This window comes from uncultured Sphingomonas sp. (genome assembly GCF_913778135.1).
Lineage (GTDB): Bacteria > Pseudomonadota > Alphaproteobacteria > Sphingomonadales > Sphingomonadaceae > Sphingomonas.
The window spans coordinates 1-19,138 of sequence record NZ_CAJYVU010000032.1; the positions used below are offsets into that span (position 1 = coordinate 1).

The window sequence follows — 19,138 nt, forward strand, 5'->3', positions numbered from 1 at the left end:
CGCTGCGAGGCGAACAGCGGCAGCACGCCGAGCCTGAGGCGCAGCACCTCGCCGCCGCTGGTCATCGATTCGACCGCGTCCGACAGGCTGTCGAGCGCGGGCGCGATCGCGGCGAGCAACCGGTCGCCGTCGGCGTTCGGCGCCATCGCCTGATGCCGGCGGTCGAACAACGGCCGGCCGAGAAACCGTTCCAGCGTCTGGATCCGCCGGCTGAGCGCAGGCGCCGACAAGGCGAGCTCCGTCGCCGCCGCCTTGATCGAGCCGAGCCGCGCGACCGCGACGAAGGCTTCGATGGCAGTGAGCGGAGGCAGGCGACGCATGGGCAGTCCGTCTTGTCGCGGGAGGCCGGAGCATGTCAGGCGATTGTTGTTTCTGCAATCGTATACGACCCTTTTCGCACTTGCAACATGATCTGCTGCGACGCAAAAAGGACGGGCCTTTCAGGCATCCTCTCCTAAAAACTTTCACAGGCCGGTCATCTGATCGGCCTTTTTTTGCCTGCGCGAGATCAGTCGCGTCGTTGGCACGCGCTCGCAATCGGGAACCTGCCGCCTATCTCCTGCGCTCGACGCTTTCGAGCGAGTGAGGGACGAATGGCCGACGCCGAACAACCTACCAAATTGCAGGTCGCAAACGCGCGGCCTGAAGACTCGGGGCGCGGCATCGCGCATCTGCCACGCGCGATCATGGCGTCGCTCGGCCTGACCGACGGCGACGTGATCGAGATTTCGGGCAAGAAGGTCACGCCTGCGCGCGCGGTCGGCCCGTATGACGAGGACGAGGGTCTGGCGCTGATCCGCATCGACGGGTTGCAGCGCGCCAATGCGGGCGTCGGCTCGGGCGATTTCGTCGAGGTACGCCGCGCCGAGTCGAAGCCTGCGACGCGCGTCGTCTTCGCCCCCGCACAGCAGAATTTGCGGCTGCAAGGCTCGACCAACGCTTTGAAGCGCACCTTCATCGGGCGTCCGTTCGCGCAGGGCGACGTGGTCGCGACCGCGGGGCACCAGCGCGTGCAGAACATGCCGCCGGGCATGCAGCAGTTCGTCAACGCGCCTGCCTATGCGTTGCAGGAAATCCGCCTGCTCGTCGTATCGGCGACGCCGAAGGGCATCGTCCACGTCGACGAGAACACCGAGATCGAGCTGCGCCCCGAGTATGAGGAGCCCGATGCCGCGCGGCGCGCCGACGTGACCTACGACGATATCGGCGGCATGGCGGGGACGATCGACCAGCTGCGCGAGATGGTCGAACTGCCGCTGCGCTACCCCGAGCTGTTCCAGCGTCTGGGCGTCGATCCGCCCAAGGGCCTGCTGCTCTACGGTCCGCCGGGCACCGGCAAGACACGGCTGGCGCGCGCGGTGGCGAACGAGTCGGACGCGCAGTTCTACCTCATCAATGGTCCCGAGATCATGGGCTCGGCCTACGGCGAGTCGGAAGGGCGATTGCGTCAGGTGTTCGAGGAAGCGGCCAAGAATGCGCCCTCGATCGTCTTCATCGACGAGATCGACTCGATCGCGCCCAAGCGCGGGCAGGTCTCGGGCGAGGCGGAGAAGCGCGTCGTCGCGCAGCTCCTGACGCTGATGGACGGGCTGGAGGCGCGTGCCAACCTCGTCGTCATCGCCGCGACCAACCGACCCGAGGCGATCGACGAGGCATTGCGCCGCCCCGGCCGCTTCGACCGCGAGATCGTCGTCGGCGTTCCCGACGAGCGCGGGCGTCGCGAGATCCTGGGCATTCACACGCGCGGCATGCCGCTCGGCGACAAGGTTGACCTGGGCGAGCTGGCGCGCACCACGTTCGGCTTCGTCGGCGCCGATCTGGCCGCACTCACGCGCGAGGCAGCGATCGAAGCGGTCCGCCGCATCATGCCGCAACTCAATCTCGAAGAGCGCACGATCCCGCCCGAGGTGCTCGACACGCTGGCGGTGACGCGCGAGGATTTCCTCGGCGCATTGAAGCGCGTCCAGCCGAGCGCGATGCGCGAGGTGATGGTGCAGGCGCCGACGACCAAGTGGAGCGACGTCGGCGGACTGGACGACGCGCAGATGCGGTTGAAGGAAGGCGTCGAGCTGCCGCTCAAGAACCCCGACGCGTTCCGCCGCCTTGGCATCCGCCCCGCCAAGGGCTTCCTGCTCTACGGCCCGCCCGGCACCGGCAAGACCCTGCTCGCCAAGGCAGTCGCACGCGAGGCAGAGGCGAATTTCATCGCCACCAAGTCGAGCGACCTGCTGTCGAAATGGTACGGCGAGAGCGAGCAGCAGATCACGCGGCTGTTCCAGCGCGCACGTCAGGTCGCGCCGACCGTGATCTTCATCGACGAGCTTGACAGCCTCGTCCCAGCACGCGGCGGCGGGATGGGAGAGCCACAAGTGACCGAGCGCGTTGTTAACACGATCCTGGCCGAGATGGACGGGCTGGAGGAGCTGCAGTCGGTCGTCGTCATTGGCGCGACCAACCGGCCCAATCTGGTCGACCCTGCGCTGCTGCGACCGGGTCGCTTCGACGAGCTGATCTACGTCGGGCTGCCCAGCCGCGAGGGGCGCCGTCGCATCCTTGGCATACAGACGCAGAAGATGCCGCTCGGCCCCGACGTTGACCTCGACGACATCGCGGCGCGGACCGAGCGCTTTACCGGTGCCGATCTGGAGGATGTAGTGCGCCGCGCCGGCCTGATCGCGCTGCGCGAGCATATCGACAACACGCAGGTGAGCCAGGCGAACTTCGAGCGTGCGTTGGAGGATTCACGCGCCAGCGTCACGCCCGAGGTGGAGCGCGAGTACGAGCAGATGGCGGCGAAGCTGAAGCAGGAGGCGAATGCGATCCAGCCGATCGGCTTCATCTCGCCCGGACAGCTGACGCCGCGCGGCCCGAAAGGTAGCGACTGAGGATCAAGGGTGTCGTCGACTGGGCGGCACCCTTACACTTCGGGATCGCTCCACGCCGCCGCCTCCTGCTCGGGCGTGCGAAGCGCACGCGCGGCGTAGAACAGCAGCAGCAGGCACGCCGCACCCGCGGTCAGATACGGCAGCGAATGCTGTATTTCGTACAGCCCAACCCCTATCGACGGGCCGAGTACGAAGCTGGCGCCGTTGACGCTCGTCACCTTCCCCGCGACCGACCCTTGCGCCGCCGGCCCGACCGCCAGGCTCGACCCCGCGGTGAAGCCCGGCCGCGTGAAGCCAAATCCCAGGCTCGCAAGCGCATAGGCAGTCGCAATACCGTAGAGCGAGGTCGCGAGCCCCGTCAGTGCAGTTCCCGCCGCCGCCAGCACAAGCCCGGTCAGCACCAGCGCGCGCGGTTTCAGGTTGAGCAGCGGGATCAGCCCCCATTGTGCCAGCAGCGCGGCGCCCGCGCCCATCATCAACACGATGCCGGTCGGCTCCAGCGCGGCGGCGGGCGCGACGTGGAGCCGGTCGATGACGAGAAAGCCGATCGCCTGCCCCGTCATCGCCTGCGCGTGCCCCATTACCAGCCCGGCGATCATCCACGCCCTGATCCGCGGGTCGGTGAAGCGCACCTCGGTGCGCCCTTCCGCGGTCGCCGCGGTCACGCTCGCGCCGGATGCCTGCCCGCCGATCGAGGGATAGGCGTTGGCGGCGCCATGCACGCCTGCCTCGATGCCGCGGTCGTCGGGCAGAACGCGGCGCACGGTCACGAACACGACCAGCCCGAACACTGCGAAGACGAACGCCGGTCCCGCCAGTCCGACCTCCACCGTGCCGGCGTGCCCCAGGATCAGATAGGGTGCGAGTGCCGGGCCGAGGATCGTCCCTAACCCGAAGGCGGAGGCGAGCAGCGTCAGCGCGCGCGTCCGCTCCTCGCGCGTCGTGTTGCCCGCGACCAGCGCCTGTACCGCGGGCGGCGCGGCCGATCCGAACGTGCCGTAGATCAGCCGCCCGAGGATGAAGAGCACGAACGCGGTCGTGCCGCCGATCCAGCCGTTGATGCCAGCGGCCAGGAACACGCCGCACAAGGTCAGGCTGATACAGAACCCGCTCATGCCGAACAGAATCATCAGCCGCCGCCCGTGCCGGTCCGATCGTTTGGCCCAGAACGGTGCGGCGAGCACCCACAGCAGCGCGGAAACGGAGAAGGCCGCCGCGACCGCGCTGTCATTCACCCCCAATGATCGACCGAGCGCGGGCAGCACCGATTGCAGCGCGGTGTTCCCCGCCGCGATCGTCAGCATGACGAGGAACATCAGCGCGAACCGCTGGTCGAACCCGCGCTTCAAGCCTGCTCCCCTTCCCTTCGTCGCCACGCGTAGCTCCGCGACATCCGCGCGACATGCAGATCATATGCGTCGTACCAGCGCCCGCGCCCCGCCTCTCGCGCAGCCGCATGGTCGGGCTGCGCGCGCCACGCGACCGCGCTCGCCTCGTCCGCCCAGTAGCTTACCGTGATGCCGAACCCGTCGCTGCCACGCGCGGCATCGATGCAGCAAAAGCCGGGCTGCTGCGCGGCGAGCGCGTCCATCGCCGCTGCGGCGGCGGCGTAGCCCGGCTGATCGGCACCGCTGCGCCGGGCGGCGAAGATCACCGCCACCTGCCCCGTCCTCCCGTGCTGCGCCGCTGTTTGGTCGTCCGGCATACTCACGCGATTAGGCGCTTGGGGGCGCGGCGCAACCCCGCTATGGCAACCGACGCGCTCCACCGAGCGTTCGTCAAACCGGGCTGCAGCGGAGCCGAGCAGTACCGATCAACGGGAGCAGTGCTTTTCCTCATGCCCAGTTCGACCAACGCGATGCGTCGCGCCCGGCCCGCCGGTGTTCCCGGACCGCTGCAGATGTTCTTTCAAGGCTTTCTCAAGCATCCGGTGATGGTCGGCTCGATCATCCCGTCGTCCGACCGGCTGATCAACAAGATGCTGGCGCCCGTCGACTGGGCCAATTGCAAGCTGTTCGTCGAATATGGCCCCGGCGTCGGCACCTTCTGCCGTCCGATCCTCGAGCGGATGGCGCCCGATGCGACGCTGATCGCGATCGACACCAACCCGGATTTCATCCGCTACCTCGACCATACGATCACCGATTCGCGCTTCGTCGCGGTTGAGGGCTCGGCGGCGGATGTGGAGCGGATCATCGCCGAACACGGCCACGAATCGGCCGATTACATCCTCTCGGGCCTTCCCTTCTCGACGCTGCCCGACGGCGTCGGCCCGGCGATCGCGGCGGCGACACACCGCGCGCTGCGCAAGGACGGCGCGTTCCTCGTCTATCAGTTCAGCCCCAAGGTCCGCGACTTCATCGCCGCACACTTCACGCGCATCGACCACGACATGGAATGGTGGAACGTGCCGCCGGCGCAGCTTTACTGGGCGCACAAGGACTGATGCCGGCGAGGCCCGCCGCCGCCTGAACGCCAGCGCGACTACGCTTCCTCGCTGCGAAAATTCAGCCCGCGCGAGACGGTGGGGTCGAGCACGCCGACGATCAGATAGGCGGCGAACTGCTTCGTGCGCTGCCACCATCCGGTCGCCTCGGCGTAATCCTCGCGCGTGATCTCGCGCGAGTGCGCGACCTCGCCGTCGATGTAGGTGCGTACCTGGCGGGCGAACGCTGCGTCGTCGATCCTCAGCATTAGTTCCAGGTTGATGAACAGGCTGCGCATGTCGAAATTGGCGCTGCCGATATAGACCAGATCGTCGACGACGTAGAGTTTGGTGTGCAGCTTGGTCGGCTGATATTCCCACACGCGCACGCCCTTCTTGAGCAAGCCGCGATAGGTGAAGCGCGCCGCCGCGATCGTGGCATTGTTGTCGGACTTTCCTGCGGTCACGACACGCACCGCCTGACCGATCTTTCCCGCTTTATCCAGCCGCCGCAGGATTGTCGGACTCGGCGTGAAATAGGCCGCGATCAGGTCGATCCGCGTTGCCTGCCGCATGTCGTGCCGGATCGCACGCGCCCAGGGCGACAGGCGCCTTGTCGGCCCGCCGATCAGCCAGCGCAAGCGTCCCTGCGTCTCGCTCCAGCGTGACAGCGCGCGATTGAGGTGGCGCAGCTTGCCCTTGGGCGCCCGCACCCATTGCTCCAGCGCGTCGAAGTATCCGGCCATCCGAGACGCGGCCTCACCCTCGACCATCAACCCGAGATCGCGCCACGCCTGCTCGCGTTCGGTGCCGAAATAATCGTCCTCGACGTTGAACCCGCCGGTTAGGATGCGTGCGCTGCTCGTTCCAGCGTCGGCAAGCGCGAGCTTCTGGTGATTGCGCAGGAGGTAGCGCCGACCGAAACGCGGCGAAAAGCGGCACACCGACACGCCGGCATCGCGAAGCGTATCGAAGAAGGCCTGGTCGGCATCGTCGCTGCCGAAGCCGTCGACGATGAGCGCGACCGTCACTCCGCGCCGTGCCGCCGCGATCAGCGCGTCGTTGATCCGCCGGCCGGACGCGTCGTCGGCGTAGATGTAGAAGATCAACCGTAACGAGGTCTTTGCGCTCTCGATCAACTCGAGCAGCGCGCGACGCCGATCAGGCCCTTCGGTCAGCAACGTCAGGCGATGGCCGTCGACCGTCGTTGCCTCCATCCGCTGCGCAGGCGCGTGCGTTTCGGCTGCTTTCGTTGACTTCACGACATGTCCGTCATACACAGGCATCTTCCCGTATCCGTTTATTCGCAAGGAAGCCGCTGATGGCGCGCGTGACCGTCGAGGATTGCGTCGACAAGATCCCGAACCGTTTCGACCTGGTGTTGATGGCCGCGCAGCGCGCGCGCCAGATCTCGGGCGGCGCGGAACTCACGCTCGATCGCGACCGTGACAAGAACCCCGTCGTCGCGCTGCGCGAGATCGCCGAGCAGACGGTCAAGCCGCGCGACCTGAACGAATCGGCGGTGCAGGGCCTGCAGCGCGTCCGCATCGACGATGAGGACGAGGCGGACGAGGTCGGCAGCCTGGCCGCGTCGGCGGAGGCGCTGCGCCTCACCGCCGCCGCCCCACCGCGCAACCAGAATCTGGGCGCCGATTACGACGGCTGATCGCCGCTGATCGATCGCCAACACGGCCGGTCGCTCGCCCGAGCGGCCGGCCGTTGTCGTATTCGGCTCCAGCAGTCATGGGCACAGCGTCACCGACATGGTGATGCGCTTCTCCCCACCGGGCGCCACCTCGAACACGCCGGGCTTGTCGCGGAACTCGCCCGTGTAGTCGACCGGATCGGCGATGCCGTGCCACGGCTCGACACAGACGAACGGCGCGCCCGGCTTGGTCCACACGCCCAGCATCGGCGTGTCGGGAAAGGCGATCTCCAGCGCGGGTCCGCGCTCGGCGCCATACCGCACCGACTGGCTGCGCACGTGATCCCACACCAGTGCGTCACGCTCGAACAGTGCGTCGGTCACGTGTAGCGTGCGACCATCGAGCGGCGAGGCGCGCCGCTCCGCCGTGATTTGCCCATCGGCATTCAGCACCCGCAGCGGGTCGGGCTCTTCCTTCGCGAAGGTGACGCGGTGATCTGCGCGCGGCTCACCATAAGGCAGCGGCCAGGCGAATGCCGGGTGGAACCCGAAGCTGGCGGGCAGCGGCTTGTCACCGGGATTGCGGATCGTGATCGCGAGTTCGAGCGTGGCCTCGGTAATCGTGAACGCCGCCTCCAGCCGGAACGCGAACGGGTAGGATGCGCGCGTCTCGCTATCATCACCAAGCGCGAACACGACACGCGATGCCTCGTGCGAGACGACGCGGAAGTCGCGCCGCCGCGCGAAGCCATGCTGCTTCATCGGATAGACCTGCCCGTCGACGCGGATCACCTCACCCGCGGGCTTGCCGACGACCGGAAAGAGCAGCGGCGCACGCCCGCTCCACCACCGCGGATCGGCGTCGGTCATCAACTCGCGCCCGTCCGCATCCTTGATCGAGGAGAGTTCAGCGCCGTGCGGGTTGATCGCGGCGGACAGCCGGTCGGAGGCGATGCGGAGCCAGCCGTTCTCGGCCGGGGGATCGGGTTCGGACATGGCAAGCGCAACGCGCGAGCCGCGATTTGGAACCCTCACACGTGACGGATCATTGAACGCCCGCAACGAAAAAGGGGTGCAACCATGAAGACCGTTCTGAAAGCCGCCGGCGTCGCCGGCCTGTTGATGCTGGGTGCGTGCGGCGGCAATGCCGACGACAAGGCCGCCGACAACATCGAGGCGATGACCGAGAACCGCGCCGACGCGCTCGACGCGCAGGCCGACGCAACCTCGAACGAGCAAGTGTCCGACATGCTCGAGGACAAGGCCGACAACGTCCGCGAAATGGGCGACGATGCCGCGGACAAGGCCGACGACAACGACGACGCGCGCGTCGAGCAGCAGGTCAAGAACCAGCTGTAATCCGGACGAAGCGGCGGGGCGTGGTGTCCCGCCGCTCGAGCCTGGCGACGCATGCGCCTAGTTGCGCTACACCGGTGCGCATGACCAACCCCATCCGAGTCGGTATCGGCGGCTGGACCTACGAGCCGTGGCGCGGCAGCTTCTACCCGCCCAAATGGCCGATCAAGCGCGAGCTGGAATATGCCAGCCGGCACGTCTCCGCGATCGAGGTCAACGGCACCTTCTATTCCTCGTTCAAGCCCGCGACCTTCGTCAACTGGCGCGACACCGCGCCCGACGGGTTCGTCTTCGCGCTGAAGGCATCGCGCTACTGCGTGACGCGCAAGGTGTTGGCGGAAGCGGGCGACTCGATCGCGCGCTTCATCGGACAAGGCATCGTCGAACTTGGCGACAAGCTCGGCCCGATCCTGTGGCAGTTTGCCGCGACCCGCCGCTTCGACGCCGACGATTTCGCCGCCTTTCTGGCGCTGCTGCCGTCCGCGCACCAGGGGGTAGCACTTCGCCACGCGGTGCACGTGCGGCACGACAGCTTCTTCACGCCCGAGTTCGTCGCGCTGTGCCGCGCCGCCGGTGTCTCGATCGTCTACGCCGATTCGGCCGACTATCCCGCGATCGGCGATGTGTCGGGCGACTTCACGTACCTTCGCCTTGAAGACGCGCACGAGGACGAGCCCACTGGCTACGCGCCCGACGCGCTCGATCGCTGGGCAGAAGCGGCGCGCCTACTGGCGAGCGGGACGACGCCCGCGATGCTGCCGTGCGCCGCCGATCCTGCACCCGTGCGCCCGCGTGACACGTTCGTGTTCATGATCAACGGCGCAAAGGTGCGTGCGCCGCACGCCGCGATGGCGCTGATCGAGCGACTGGCCTGATTGGCGAAGCGAGCTGAGCGCGGCTTACCCCACGTCGCCCGGATCGCGGAACAGCGCGAGTGTCAGCACTGCGGCGAGTGCGGCGGCGCGGCGCACCGGATCGCGCGCGACGAGCACGCGGCGGCTGCCGCCTGCGGTCAGTTCGATCAGCGACACCGGCGTGCCATCACCGGCATCAATCCGGTAACCGGCCGGCGTGGCGGATAGCGCTTTCACGCCCGCGATCTCGTGCAGCGACCGAATCATCAGATGCTCGTCGCCCAGCGTGACGGAACCGCTGCGTCGCTCGGCAAGATCGCGCGCATCGGTCGGCACCGCGTTCAACATCAGCGCGCCGGCGTCGCGGCCGTTCAGGCGGAACGCGCAGGCGAGCCTTAGCGGGCTCGACTCGCTGGCCACGTCGACGGCCCCCAGTGTGTCGCGTCTCTCCTCGCGCGCGTAGCGGCAGCGCGCGGCCAGCGTGCCGCCCAAGTCGGCGCGCGTCAGCTCGAAGGCCATCGTACCATAACGCACCGCCTGCCCGACACGAACGGCATCGAACGCATCGCCGATCGTCGCGCTTCCCCAGCCGATCGCATCGCGCCGGTCGTCGCGCCGTACGTTGCCCTGCGAGCTGCCCAAGCGGAAGCTGCCGCTCGACCATCCCGACAGACCGGTTACGTCGATCCGTTCGCCGCCCAAGCCCATCGGCACCTGATCGAACCCGGCCATGCGCGCGACCGCGCATCCGCTGAGCAGCCCCGCTGCAATGACGATCAACGCGCGCATGCGTTCCCCGCTCTTAGGTCATCATCGTTCTTGTCGGGCGAGAACGTGACGCTGCCGACATGAAGGCGGCGTGACCTTACAGGTAATTGCCCAGATCGGCGGTCGGTGCGGGTTGCGGCTGGATCGGCAGTGCGGGGCTCTGGATGAGCTGCCCGGACGCGGCAGCAGGCGGTGCCACCGGTCCGACGATCGCGATCGTCTCCAGCTGATCGAGCGCGCGGTGCGCGTCGACGTAGCGCTGCGCGGCGCTGGTCCAGCTCGCGGCGTTCGCGGCACCGGGCAGTCGCTTGACCTCGACCAGCGCCTCCTCGACCCGCCCGGCGTCGACCAGCCGGCGCACCCGCGCGAGCCGGTCGGCCGGCAACGGCGACGGCGTGCCCGCCTCGTGGATAACGACCAGGTTACGCAACTCGGCGCCCAGCCCGCCCCACCAGCTGCTTTCCCGCGCGAGCAGCACCGGCGCCGCGGTATCGAGGTCCTGGCGCAGGCTTTCCAGCGTCACCGGGTTGCGCGAGGCGCGGATCACCGCCGACGCTTCCCGCGTTGAGCCCGCGAAGCGCGCGCGTATCTGTTCCTCCAGGTACCCGAGGCCAAGCCCGCGATCGATCGCACGGCGCGCGGCAAAGGCGATCAGGATCGCCTCGGCCCGGCCGGCGCGGCCTTCGGCGTTGGCGGTGCTGCTGCCAAGCGTCGCGGCGCGCGCCTCCAGACTCGCAATCTGCGCGGCGAGTGCGGTTTCGCGCTGCGACAGCGTGTCGGTGTCGACAGCGGCCGTCGGCGGGGCCTGCTGCGCCGGCTGGGTCGTGGTCCGCGCGGCCGTGCCCGCGTCGCTGCCGCGCCTGAGCCAGCCCGGCTCGTCGCGGATCGCGAAGATCATCAATCCCAGTCCGATCGCCAGCACCAGCGCCGCGATCAGCACCGCCGGCCCCATGCGGGATCGCCGCGCGTCGCCAAACGGATGATCGTCACTCATGGTCCGCGTTATCCCCGCGCCCGCGCGTTCGGTCAATCGCGAGCATCGTTGCTGCGGTGACGAGCGCGGCGTCGTTCGGCGCGTCGGCGACGACGATCCGCTCCCACCCCCCGCCCGCCGCCGCCGCGACCTTGGCACTGATTGCCGCGAGCGTGATCCGGTCACGGGGCAGGTCGGCGGCGAGCGCCGCGAAGCGCAATGCCGCGCGCGCAGAATGGAGCAGCACCACTTGCCCCACCGCCTGAGCCAGTGCGCCGGATGCGAGTGCGACAGGCTCACTGGCGTAGACGATCACGCGCGTTGTCCCAGGCATGGGCACGTGCTCGCGCCCGGCGAGATGAAGCAACCGCGGGAAGTCTCGCGCCGCTGCAACGGCCGCCGCGGCGTCGCCCTGGCCGGTCACTGCCACCCGAAGTCCCGCCTCGCGCGCCACCAGCGCGGTGGCTTCGCCCACCGCGACAACCGGCAAATGCGACAGGCGGTCGAGCCCGGCGCCCGCGAACCGGACCGCATTGGCACTGGTCAGCAGCAACGCGTCGAATGCATCCGCCGCCGGAACCTCCCAGGCGAGCGGGCGAACCTCGAACAGCGGCAGCGCGATCGCCTCCACGCCGCCGGCGCGCAGTCTGGCGACGGTGCGCGCATTACCCGGCTCGGGCCTGAGCACCAGCGCGCGGCGGCGGTCGCTCACCCGGCGAACAATCGCCTGACCGCAGCGGGCGCGCGCGCGAGCAGGTCGTGCGCCAGTGCCGCGCCGACCCCGTCACCGCCGCGCAGCTCGCCCTCGACCGACTCGTCGCCGCGCTCGGTCAGCAATTGCGCGCGCAAGTGCACCGCCTCGCCCTCGATCACGGCCAATGCCGCCACGGGCGAGTGGCAATCCGCGGCGAGTGCGGCGAGCAGGGCGCGCTCGGCCGCGACCGCGCGGTGTGTGGGCGTGTGATCGATCGCCGCGATCAGCGCGCGTGCCGGTCCATCCACCAGCGTCTCGATCCCCACCGCCCCCTGCGCCGGCGCGGGCAGCATCTGGTCGAACGGCACCGCAACGCCGGTGTCGTGCCGGCCGAGCCGGTCGAGCCCGGCTGCCGCCAGCAGCGTCGCATCGACCTCCCCCACCGCCAGCTTGCCGAGCCGCGTGTCGACGTTGCCGCGGAACAGCACCGTTTTCACATCGGGCCGAAGCCGCCCGAGCTGCGCCGCGCGCCGGGGACTGCTCGTTCCCACCACCGCATTGTGGCGCAGGTCGGCGATCGACTCGGCACCAATCAACCGGTCGCGCACGTCGGCGCGCTCCAGCATGGCCGCAATGGCGATCTCCGCCGGGCGGATCGTCTCCACGTCCTTCATCGAATGGACGCAGGCGTCGACCTCGCCCGCCAGCAGCGCGCGGTCGAGCTCCTTGGTCCACAGCGCCTTGCCGCCGATCTCGGCCAGCGCACGGTCCTGCACGCGGTCACCGGTAGTGCGGATCACGACGATCTCGACCCCACCTGCATCGGGCGCCCAGCCGTGCGCCGCGATCAGCGCATCGCGCACCATCCCCGCCTGCACCAGCGCGAGCGGCGATCCGCGCGTACCCAGTCGAAAGCTCTCAGCCATCGCCCGCCTATCGCCGAGCCGCGCCGGGGGGGCAAGGCAGCGACCCATTTCACCTTTGCGGCGCGATCCCCTACATCACAATTATGCTGATCCTCGGTCTTGAATCCTCCTGCGACGAAACCGCCGCCGCGCTGGTCACCGGCGACCGGCAGGTGCTGGCGCATCGCCTGCTCGGGCAGGAGGCGGCGCACGCGCCCTTTGGCGGGGTCGTGCCCGAGATCGCGGCGCGCGCGCATGTCGAGGCGCTTGAGCCGCTCGTCGCCGCCGCATTGAAGGACGCGGGCGTCACGCTCGCGGACATCGACGCGGTCGCGGCGACCGCAGGTCCGGGGCTGATCGGCGGCGTGATGGTTGGGCTCGTCACCGGCAAGGCACTGGCGCACGCCGCGAACAAGCCGCTGGTCGCGGTCAACCACCTGGAGGGTCACGCGCTCAGCCCGCGGCTGTCCGACCCCGAACTCGACTTTCCCTATCTGCTGCTGCTCGTCTCGGGCGGGCACTGCCAGTTGCTGCTGGTCGAGGGCGTGGCGCGGTATCGCCGGCTCGCCACGACGATCGACGATGCTGCGGGCGAGGCGTTCGACAAGACCGCCAAGATTCTCGGTCTCGGCTTTCCTGGCGGCCCGGCGGTCGAGCGCGCTGCCCGCGATGGCAACCCGCGCGCGGTGCCGCTGCCGCGCCCGCTACTCCGCTCACCCGAGCCGCATTTCTCCTTTGCCGGACTGAAGGCAGCGGTGGCGCGCGCGGCGAACGATCATGCGCCGGCCGATCTCGCCGCGTCGTTCCAGGCCGCGGTCGTCGACTGCCTGATCGACCGCACCCGTCGCGCGCTCGATCGAGCGGGACCAGTCACCGCGCTGGTCGTCGCAGGCGGCGTCGCCGCCAACAGCGCGATCCGCGCCGCGCTCCAGTCGCTCGCCGTCGAGCAAGGTCTGCGCTTCGTCGCGCCGCCCTTGTGGCTGTGCACCGACAATGCCGCGATGATCGCCTGGGCCGGCGCCGAGCGCTTCGCCGCCGGGCTGACTGATCCGCTCGACGCGCCCGCGCGTGCGCGCTGGCCGCTCGACCCGCATGCCGAGGCGGTGCGCGGCGCGGGGGTGAAGGCGTGAGCGGTCCCGAGACGATCGGGGTCGTCGGTGGCGGCGCGTGGGGCACCGCGCTGGCGCAGGTTGCGGCAAGCGCCGGCCACGCGGTGACGTTGTGGGTGCGCGAGGCGGAGGTCGTCGCCGGCATCAACGACGCGCACGAGAATGCCGTCTTCCTGCCCGGCGTTGCGCTCTCCCCCGCGATCCGCGCAACGCAGGAGTGGAGCGACCTTACCGGCGCGCGCGCGATCCTGGTCGTGACGCCCGCGCAGCACATGCGCGCGATGCTGCGCAACCTGCATGGTTCTTCCGCCCCGCTGATCCTGTGCTCGAAGGGAATCGAGGCGGGCACGCTGTTGCCCCTGCACGAGGTCGCGCGGCAGGCAGTGCCGGGCGCGTCGATCGCGGTGCTGTCGGGTCCGACCTTCGCGCACGAAGTTGCCGCCGGATTGCCGACCGCAGTCACGCTGGCGGCCGAGGACGCCGCGCTCGCCGCCGAACTCGCCGCGCTGATCGCGCAACCGACCTTCCGCCCTTATGCCTCGACCGACGTGATCGGCGCGGAGATCGGCGGCGCAGTGAAGAACGTGCTCGCGATTGCGTGCGGCGTCGTCGACGGTGCGGGCCTGGGGCAGAACGCGCGCGCCGCACTGATCGCGCGCGGTTTCGCCGAGATGACGCGTTTCGGCCTCGCGCGCGGCGCGCGGGCGGAAACGCTCGCCGGATTGTCGGGGCTGGGCGATCTCGTGCTCACCTGCTCCTCGACCAGCTCGCGCAACTTCGCGCTCGGTCGCGGCATCGGTCAGGGCACGCCGGCTCCATCGCTGCTCGAGAACCGGCTGACGGTCGCCGAGGGCGCCCACACCGCCCCTGTCCTACGCGAGGCGGCGGCGCAGGCGGGCGTCGACATGCCGATTACCGAAGCGGTGTGCCGCCTGCTCGAAGGCGCGCCGGTTGCCGCGACGATCGACGCACTGCTGTCGCGGCCGCTCCGCTCGGAAGCGTGATTGCGCGCAATTAGCGAACGTTCCCCGTCAACTCGCCCTCGGCGCGCGCAGATCGCACCGCCTGCACGAGGTTCAGTCGCGTCAGCAACATCGGCAAGTCCTCGGTCACGAAGGTGTCGAGCGGCGGCGCCCAGGCCTGGCGCAGCGCGTCACGCGCCGCCGTGAACGGGGCGCGCGTGGCCCCCGGTACTGCTGGGGCTGCGTCGCGCTCCTGCAACAGAAAGTCATGGTGAACGGGGCGGCTGCCCCGGATCGGCTCGTTCATGGGTCACGCACTACAAAAGGAACAACAATCGCGGCGACGGCAAGGCCGTCCCCGTTCGGTCATGCTACATCAACGCGCGAACAAGCGGCTGGTTGCTACAAAGTTCGCGCGCTCACGCAGTTCGTCGCAGACGACTCGCGACCGGCCGCAGCGCTCGCGTTTACCGCGCGCAGGCGAGGCTCGCCGCATCGATCGCAGTGGCGGCGCCGTCCAGCACATAGGTATCGGCGAACGGCCGTCCTCCGACCGCCACGCCCGACACGCTCATGCTGCGTCCGCCGCGCATCGCCGCGACGATCGCGCGGTCGGTTGCGGCATCGGGCGCGCGCGCGCCGCGCGTGTCACCGCGCAGCGCGAACCGCCGCTCGCCGATCGCCAGCGTGATCGGCGTCCCGGGCGCTCGCGCGGCGGAGAAGCGCACGAACACCGCCTGTCGCCGAGCGCCATCGGTGCGCGCGGCGACGCTCGCGAACCCGCCGCGCGCGTCGGTGTCGCCGCTCGCGGTGACCGGCCGCGCCAGGGCGAAGCAGCGCTTGGGCGGACCTGCATCGCGGATCGCGCCCCAGCGCTGCCACACGCCGATCGCGTCGCGTTCGCCCGCCAGCAGCGCGAGCGCCAGCAGCAGCGCGCTCACGCGGGTGCGTATCCGGTGCCGCGATGGACCAGCGTTTCCTGCCCTTGCTCGATCAACGACACGCTGCCCTGCGGGTGGCCTGGCAGCACCGGCGCGCCGCACGCACCGACCGGCGCACCCGTCGCGACCCCGCGCAGCACCCGGCTGGAGATGCCATGCATGATGACCAGCCGGTCGCCCGCGTCTTCGTTCGTGTCGCGCAGCCAACCGCCGACCCGCTCTGCGATCGCCGGGTAGGTTTCGCCATCGGGCGCACAGCGGAGCAATCCCTCGCCGTTGATCACCGGACCGACCTCCGCCACCACATCGGCGTAGTAGCGCCCGCCCCAGCTGCCCATGTCGATCTCGACCAGCCGCGCGTCGGTGCGTGCCTGGTGCCAGTCAAGCTCGAGATACTCCGCGATCACCGCCAGCGTCTGCAACGCGCGACCCGTCGGCGACGCCCACATCGTCAATACCGGCTTGGTCCCGAGCAGATCACGCAGCGCCCGCCCCATTTCCTCCGCCTGGGCGAATCCGGCGCGAGTCAGTGGCGTGTGCGGGTGATCGCCCTGCAACCGGCGCGCGGCGTTGAACACCGTTTCACCGTGCCGCGCGACGAAGTCGCGGCCCTGCCGCGCGCGATGATCGCCTGTTTCCATGCCCGCGATGTCAACCCGGTGTGGCGCAAAAGCAACGCGAAAAGCTGTTTAGCTGAGGTTCATGCAACCGGCAGCGTTGCTGACTATTTGCCCCATCCCCGCCCGGTGTTGGGCGGACAGGATAACGGAGTTCCCCATGCGTAAGCTCGTTCTCGCCTCAGTCGCCATCGGCACCGCAATCGCCGCGTTGCCCGCTGCCGCGCAGACCAACGCCCCCTTCACCGGCGCGCGCGTCGAAGCGCTGGGCGGTTACGACAATCTGCAGGACGGCGGCGACGGCAGCTCGGAAGGGCGCGACGGCTTCGTCTACGGCGTCGGCCTCGGCTACGACGTGCAGGCGGGCGGCGTCGTGCTCGGCGCGGAAGGTGAGATCACCGATTCGACCACGCGCGCGCGCAGCTACAACGCGATCACCGCGGGCGACCGCTTCTCGATCAACGCGGGACGTGACCTCTACCTCGGCGGCCGTGTCGGCTACGTCATTTCGCCGCAGGCGATGATCTACGCCAAGGGCGGTTACACCAACGCGCGCGTCGAATCGCGCTACGATGTGGGTACGACCACGTTCCGCGACCACACCAACCTCGACGGTTTCCGCGTCGGCGCGGGCCTGGAATACAACCTGACCCCGACCGCCTATGTGAAGGGCGAATACCGCTACTCGCACTACGGCGATGTCGACGGATACGACATCGACGCCGATCGTCACCAGCTGATGGCGGGCGTCGGCATCCGTTTCTGATGAGACGAGAACTTTTGGAGCGCTGATTAACGCTTTTCACAGGGTCCGCGCACAAGAAAGACGGCCGGGGCGCTTGCTCCGGCCGTTTTCTTTTGGCTAGGAAACGATGGCCATATCGCCCCCGGTCGAGACCTGCGCTGGTCGAGGCCCGCGGGCCGGGGGAATCACGAATGAAGGCGACGATCGAACGCGCAACGCTCCTCAAGGGGCTCAGCCACGTGCAGTCCGTGGTGGAACGGCGCAACACCATCCCCATCCTGTCCAACGTGCTGATCGAGGCGGTGGAGGGATCGCTGCGGCTGATGGCGACCGATCTCGACCTGCAAATTAACGACAGCGTTCCAGCCGCTGTCGACCAGCAGGGGTCGATCACGGTCTCGGCGCACACCTTGTTCGACATCGCGCGCAAGCTTCCCGAGGGCGCGCAGGTGTCGCTGTCGGCGGCGGACGGGCGCATGGCGATCGTCGCGGGGCGGGCGCGGTTCAGCCTCGGCACGTTGCCGCGCGACGATTTCCCGGTGATCGCCGAGGGCGAACTGCCGACCAGCTTTGAGCTGCCGGCCGAAACGCTCAAGCAGATCATCGACAAGACGCGCTTCGCGATCTCGACGGAAGAAACGCGTTATTACCTGAACGGCATTTTCCTGCACCTGTCGGACGACGTGCTGAAGGCCGCGGCGACCGACGGTCACCGCCTCGCGCGGGTCACGGTCGCGAAGCCCGAGGGGTCGGACGGCATGCCCGACGTGATCGTACCGCGCAAATGCATCGCCGAGCTGCGCAAGCTCCTCGACGAGGTCGACGGTTCGGTCGGCGTGTCCTTGTCCTCGACCAAGATCCGCTTCGATCTGGGCAGCGCAATCCTGACCTCCAAGCTGATCGACGGCACCTTCCCCGACTACAGCCGCGTCATCCCGACCGCGAATGACAAGATTCTGAAGCTTGATCCCAAGAGCTTCATGGAGGGCGTGGATCGCGTCTCGACCATCGCGACCGAGAAGACGCGTGCGGTGAAGATGGGGCTCGACCGCGACCGCATCACGCTGTCGGTAACCAGCCCCGAGAACGGCACCGCCGCCGAGGAAGTGCCCGGTGACTATACCTCGGCACCGTTCGAGATCGGTTTCAACAGCCGCTACCTGCTCGATATTCTGGGGCAGATCGACAGCGATCTCGTCGAGGTTCACCTCGCTGACGCCGCCGCGCCGACGCTGATCCGCGAAAACGACAAGTCGCCCGCGCTCTATGTCCTCATGCCGATGCGGGTGTGACCGCGGCTTGACTAGGCGCTGCGCTGCCGATCACCATTGATGAACTACCAACGGGCGGGCGCAATCGCACCCGCCCGTTCCTTTATCCGCGCAACATCGCGCCCTGCTTCGCCGCCGCCGCGACGACCTTGTCGCTGATCGCCTTCAACTCCGCGTCGGTGAAGCTCTTCTCGCCCGGCTGAAGCACGACCTCGAGCGCGACCGACTTGGTGCCCGGCTCAACGCCCGCGCCGGTGAACACGTCGAACACGCGCGCCGACACGATCACGGCCTTGTCCGCACCCTTCACCGCGCGGGTCAGCGCATCGGCGCTGACGCCCTCCGGCACCACGAACGCGAAATCGCGGCGCACCTGCTGGAGCGCGGGCGGCGCGTAAGGAGCGCGCATGAAGCCACCGCTGCCGCGCTTCGCCGGGATCGCGTCGAGGTACAGCTCGACTGCCGCAACCGGGCCTGACAGGTCGAATGCCTTCAACGTGCGGGGGTGGAGCATCCCGAACGCGGCGAGCACCGTCTTCGGCCCCAGCCTTAGCGTGCCCGACTGCCCTGGATGCCACGCCTCACCCGACCAGACACCGTCCGCGCTCAGTACTTGCAGGTTGTCGATCGGCGCACCGGCGGCGGCGAGCAGCGCCAGCGCCTCGGCTTTCGCATCGAACGCATCGAACGCCGCCGCCTTGCCGCTGCGCCAGCCGCGCGCGCGCGCATTACCCGCCAGCACGAGCCCGAGCGTCGCGCGCTCGTCCGCCGCGCCCTCCTTGCCGCCCGCGAGGTAACGCCGACCGAGCTCGAATAGTCGTACCCCCTCCGCGCCGCGCTTCAAGTTGCGCTCGGCCGCCGAGAGCAGACCCGGCAGCAGCGAGGGGCGCATCACCTTCAGCTCCTCGCTGATCGGGTTGGCGAGCGTCCAGGCGCCACCGCCGAACGCCGCCGCGGCGTCCTCCGACACGAAGCTCCACGTCACCGC

21 protein-coding genes and 1 pseudogene are annotated in these 19,138 nt (G+C 69.0%); 9 read left to right on the top strand and 13 right to left on the bottom strand.

Features of this window, described 5'->3' with window-relative positions:
- On the bottom strand, nt 1-320 hold a 320-nt coding region (locus QZ847_RS03080), incomplete at its 3' end, for a LysR family transcriptional regulator (protein WP_294352963.1).
- A gap of 273 nt (nt 321-593) precedes the next feature.
- Here QZ847_RS03080 and QZ847_RS03085 point away from each other — a divergent pair.
- Nucleotides 594-2,885 (top strand): CDC48 family AAA ATPase, encoded by a 2,292-nt coding sequence (locus QZ847_RS03085; protein WP_294191504.1) that lies wholly within the window; start codon nt 594-596, stop codon nt 2,883-2,885.
- A 32-nt stretch (nt 2,886-2,917) separates the two neighbouring features.
- Here the strand turns inward: QZ847_RS03085 and QZ847_RS03090 are convergent, their stop codons facing one another.
- Nucleotides 2,918-4,234: an MFS transporter gene (locus QZ847_RS03090; RefSeq protein WP_294352965.1), complete on the bottom strand. Its 1,317-nt coding sequence runs from the start codon at nt 4,232-4,234 to the stop codon at nt 2,918-2,920.
- Nucleotides 4,231-4,590, bottom strand: coding sequence for an antibiotic biosynthesis monooxygenase (locus QZ847_RS03095; protein WP_294352984.1), 360 nt, complete (start codon nt 4,588-4,590; stop codon nt 4,231-4,233). Before QZ847_RS03095 ends, QZ847_RS03090 begins: the two co-directional genes overlap by 4 nt.
- Nucleotides 4,591-4,722: 132 nt before the next feature.
- On the opposite strand from QZ847_RS03095, the gene QZ847_RS03100 reads away from it, so the two are divergent.
- A complete protein-coding gene (locus QZ847_RS03100) occupies nt 4,723-5,331 on the top strand; it encodes a methyltransferase domain-containing protein (RefSeq protein ID WP_294191501.1) in 609 nt (202 codons plus the stop codon).
- 38 nt (nt 5,332-5,369) lie between these two features.
- Here the strand turns inward: QZ847_RS03100 and QZ847_RS03105 are convergent, their stop codons facing one another.
- Entirely contained in the window at nt 5,370-6,527 is a 1,158-nt protein-coding gene (locus QZ847_RS03105; protein ID WP_294352985.1) for a phosphatidylserine/phosphatidylglycerophosphate/cardiolipin synthase family protein, read from the bottom strand.
- A gap of 104 nt (nt 6,528-6,631) precedes the next feature.
- Between QZ847_RS03105 and rpoZ the strand changes: the two genes are divergently transcribed.
- Nucleotides 6,632-6,976 carry a DNA-directed RNA polymerase subunit omega gene (rpoZ, locus tag QZ847_RS03110; protein ID WP_093006444.1) on the top strand — a complete coding sequence of 115 codons (345 nt, stop codon included), beginning with the start codon at nt 6,632-6,634 and terminating at the stop codon, nt 6,974-6,976.
- A 75-nt stretch (nt 6,977-7,051) separates the two neighbouring features.
- On the opposite strand, the gene QZ847_RS03115 is transcribed toward rpoZ, so the two are convergent.
- Nucleotides 7,052-7,951: an aldose 1-epimerase family protein gene (locus QZ847_RS03115; protein WP_294352967.1), complete on the bottom strand. Its 900-nt coding sequence runs from the start codon at nt 7,949-7,951 to the stop codon at nt 7,052-7,054.
- Between the two features lie 84 nt (nt 7,952-8,035).
- Here QZ847_RS03115 and QZ847_RS03120 point away from each other — a divergent pair, with 84 nt between their 5' ends.
- Nucleotides 8,036-8,314, top strand: a complete 279-nt coding sequence (locus tag QZ847_RS03120) for a hypothetical protein (protein WP_294191499.1) — start codon at nt 8,036-8,038, stop codon at nt 8,312-8,314.
- A gap of 80 nt (nt 8,315-8,394) precedes the next feature.
- Nucleotides 8,395-9,186 (top strand): DUF72 domain-containing protein, encoded by a 792-nt coding sequence (locus QZ847_RS03125; protein ID WP_294352969.1) that lies wholly within the window; start codon nt 8,395-8,397, stop codon nt 9,184-9,186.
- Nucleotides 9,187-9,210: 24 nt separating this feature from the next.
- Here QZ847_RS03125 and QZ847_RS03130 read toward each other — a convergent pair whose 3' ends face one another.
- The 4 genes from QZ847_RS03130 to hemC form a co-directional block, all read right to left on the bottom strand.
- Complete coding sequence (locus QZ847_RS03130) at nt 9,211-9,954, bottom strand: hypothetical protein (RefSeq protein WP_294352971.1); 744 nt, start codon at nt 9,952-9,954, stop codon at nt 9,211-9,213.
- 76 nt (nt 9,955-10,030) lie between these two features.
- A complete protein-coding gene (locus QZ847_RS03135) occupies nt 10,031-10,927 on the bottom strand; it encodes a hypothetical protein (protein ID WP_294352973.1) in 897 nt (298 codons plus the stop codon).
- A complete protein-coding gene (locus QZ847_RS03140; protein ID WP_294352975.1) occupies nt 10,920-11,618 on the bottom strand; it encodes a uroporphyrinogen-III synthase in 699 nt (232 codons plus the stop codon). Before QZ847_RS03140 ends, QZ847_RS03135 begins: the two co-directional genes overlap by 8 nt.
- Entirely contained in the window at nt 11,615-12,526 is a 912-nt protein-coding gene (hemC, locus tag QZ847_RS03145) for a hydroxymethylbilane synthase (RefSeq protein ID WP_294352977.1), read from the bottom strand. The genes QZ847_RS03140 and hemC overlap by 4 nt, the downstream gene beginning before the upstream one ends.
- An 80-nt stretch (nt 12,527-12,606) precedes the next feature.
- On the opposite strand from hemC, the gene tsaD reads away from it, so the two are divergent.
- Entirely contained in the window at nt 12,607-13,635 is a 1,029-nt protein-coding gene (gene tsaD, locus QZ847_RS03150) for a tRNA (adenosine(37)-N6)-threonylcarbamoyltransferase complex transferase subunit TsaD (RefSeq protein WP_294352987.1), read from the top strand.
- Nucleotides 13,632-14,618, top strand: coding sequence for an NAD(P)H-dependent glycerol-3-phosphate dehydrogenase (locus QZ847_RS03155; protein WP_294352979.1), 987 nt, complete (start codon nt 13,632-13,634; stop codon nt 14,616-14,618). The genes tsaD and QZ847_RS03155 overlap by 4 nt, the downstream gene beginning before the upstream one ends.
- Before the next feature lie 10 nt (nt 14,619-14,628).
- Here the strand turns inward: QZ847_RS03155 and QZ847_RS03160 are convergent, their stop codons facing one another.
- The 3 genes from QZ847_RS03160 to QZ847_RS03170 all read right to left on the bottom strand — a co-directional run bounded on the left by QZ847_RS03160 (nt 14,629) and on the right by QZ847_RS03170 (nt 16,158).
- On the bottom strand, nt 14,629-14,883 hold the full coding sequence (locus tag QZ847_RS03160) for a hypothetical protein (protein WP_294352980.1): 255 nt from the start codon (nt 14,881-14,883) through the stop codon (nt 14,629-14,631).
- A 160-nt stretch (nt 14,884-15,043) separates the two neighbouring features.
- Complete coding sequence (locus tag QZ847_RS03165; protein WP_294352981.1) at nt 15,044-15,517, bottom strand: invasion associated locus B family protein; 474 nt, start codon at nt 15,515-15,517, stop codon at nt 15,044-15,046.
- Nucleotides 15,514-16,158, bottom strand: a complete 645-nt coding sequence (locus QZ847_RS03170; protein WP_294352982.1) for a histidine phosphatase family protein — start codon at nt 16,156-16,158, stop codon at nt 15,514-15,516. The genes QZ847_RS03165 and QZ847_RS03170 overlap by 4 nt, the downstream gene beginning before the upstream one ends.
- A gap of 136 nt (nt 16,159-16,294) precedes the next feature.
- Here QZ847_RS03170 and QZ847_RS03175 point away from each other — a divergent pair, with 136 nt between their 5' ends.
- On the top strand, nt 16,295-16,900 hold the full coding sequence (locus QZ847_RS03175) for an outer membrane beta-barrel protein (protein WP_294352983.1): 606 nt from the start codon (nt 16,295-16,297) through the stop codon (nt 16,898-16,900).
- 170 nt (nt 16,901-17,070) lie between these two features.
- Complete coding sequence (gene dnaN, locus QZ847_RS03180; RefSeq protein WP_093006468.1) at nt 17,071-18,171, top strand: DNA polymerase III subunit beta; 1,101 nt, start codon at nt 17,071-17,073, stop codon at nt 18,169-18,171.
- A gap of 82 nt (nt 18,172-18,253) precedes the next feature.
- Here dnaN and QZ847_RS03185 read toward each other — a convergent pair.
- A pseudogene (locus QZ847_RS03185) lies at nt 18,254-19,138 on the bottom strand (phenylalanine--tRNA ligase subunit beta); the annotation flags it as partial.

What these genes read in the sequence shown, in the direction of transcription:
- QZ847_RS03085 (WP_294191504.1), top strand. Translation starts at nt 594, where the DNA reads ATGGCCGACGCCGAACAACCTACCAAATTGCAGGTCGCAAACGCGCGG.
- QZ847_RS03095 (WP_294352984.1), bottom strand. Translation starts at nt 4,590, where the DNA reads ATGCCGGACGACCAAACAGCGGCGCAGCACGGGAGGACGGGGCAGGTG.
- QZ847_RS03100 (WP_294191501.1), top strand. Translation starts at nt 4,723, where the DNA reads ATGCCCAGTTCGACCAACGCGATGCGTCGCGCCCGGCCCGCCGGTGTT.
- QZ847_RS03105 (WP_294352985.1), bottom strand. Translation starts at nt 6,527, where the DNA reads ATGGAGGCAACGACGGTCGACGGCCATCGCCTGACGTTGCTGACCGAA.
- rpoZ (WP_093006444.1), top strand. Translation starts at nt 6,632, where the DNA reads ATGGCGCGCGTGACCGTCGAGGATTGCGTCGACAAGATCCCGAACCGT.
- QZ847_RS03115 (WP_294352967.1), bottom strand. Translation starts at nt 7,951, where the DNA reads ATGTCCGAACCCGATCCCCCGGCCGAGAACGGCTGGCTCCGCATCGCC.
- QZ847_RS03120 (WP_294191499.1), top strand. Translation starts at nt 8,036, where the DNA reads ATGAAGACCGTTCTGAAAGCCGCCGGCGTCGCCGGCCTGTTGATGCTG.
- QZ847_RS03125 (WP_294352969.1), top strand. Translation starts at nt 8,395, where the DNA reads ATGACCAACCCCATCCGAGTCGGTATCGGCGGCTGGACCTACGAGCCG.
- QZ847_RS03130 (WP_294352971.1), bottom strand. Translation starts at nt 9,954, where the DNA reads ATGCGCGCGTTGATCGTCATTGCAGCGGGGCTGCTCAGCGGATGCGCG.
- QZ847_RS03135 (WP_294352973.1), bottom strand. Translation starts at nt 10,927, where the DNA reads ATGAGTGACGATCATCCGTTTGGCGACGCGCGGCGATCCCGCATGGGG.
- hemC (WP_294352977.1), bottom strand. Translation starts at nt 12,526, where the DNA reads ATGGCTGAGAGCTTTCGACTGGGTACGCGCGGATCGCCGCTCGCGCTG.
- QZ847_RS03160 (WP_294352980.1), bottom strand. Translation starts at nt 14,883, where the DNA reads ATGAACGAGCCGATCCGGGGCAGCCGCCCCGTTCACCATGACTTTCTG.
- QZ847_RS03170 (WP_294352982.1), bottom strand. Translation starts at nt 16,158, where the DNA reads ATGGAAACAGGCGATCATCGCGCGCGGCAGGGCCGCGACTTCGTCGCG.
- QZ847_RS03175 (WP_294352983.1), top strand. Translation starts at nt 16,295, where the DNA reads ATGCGTAAGCTCGTTCTCGCCTCAGTCGCCATCGGCACCGCAATCGCC.
- dnaN (WP_093006468.1), top strand. Translation starts at nt 17,071, where the DNA reads ATGAAGGCGACGATCGAACGCGCAACGCTCCTCAAGGGGCTCAGCCAC.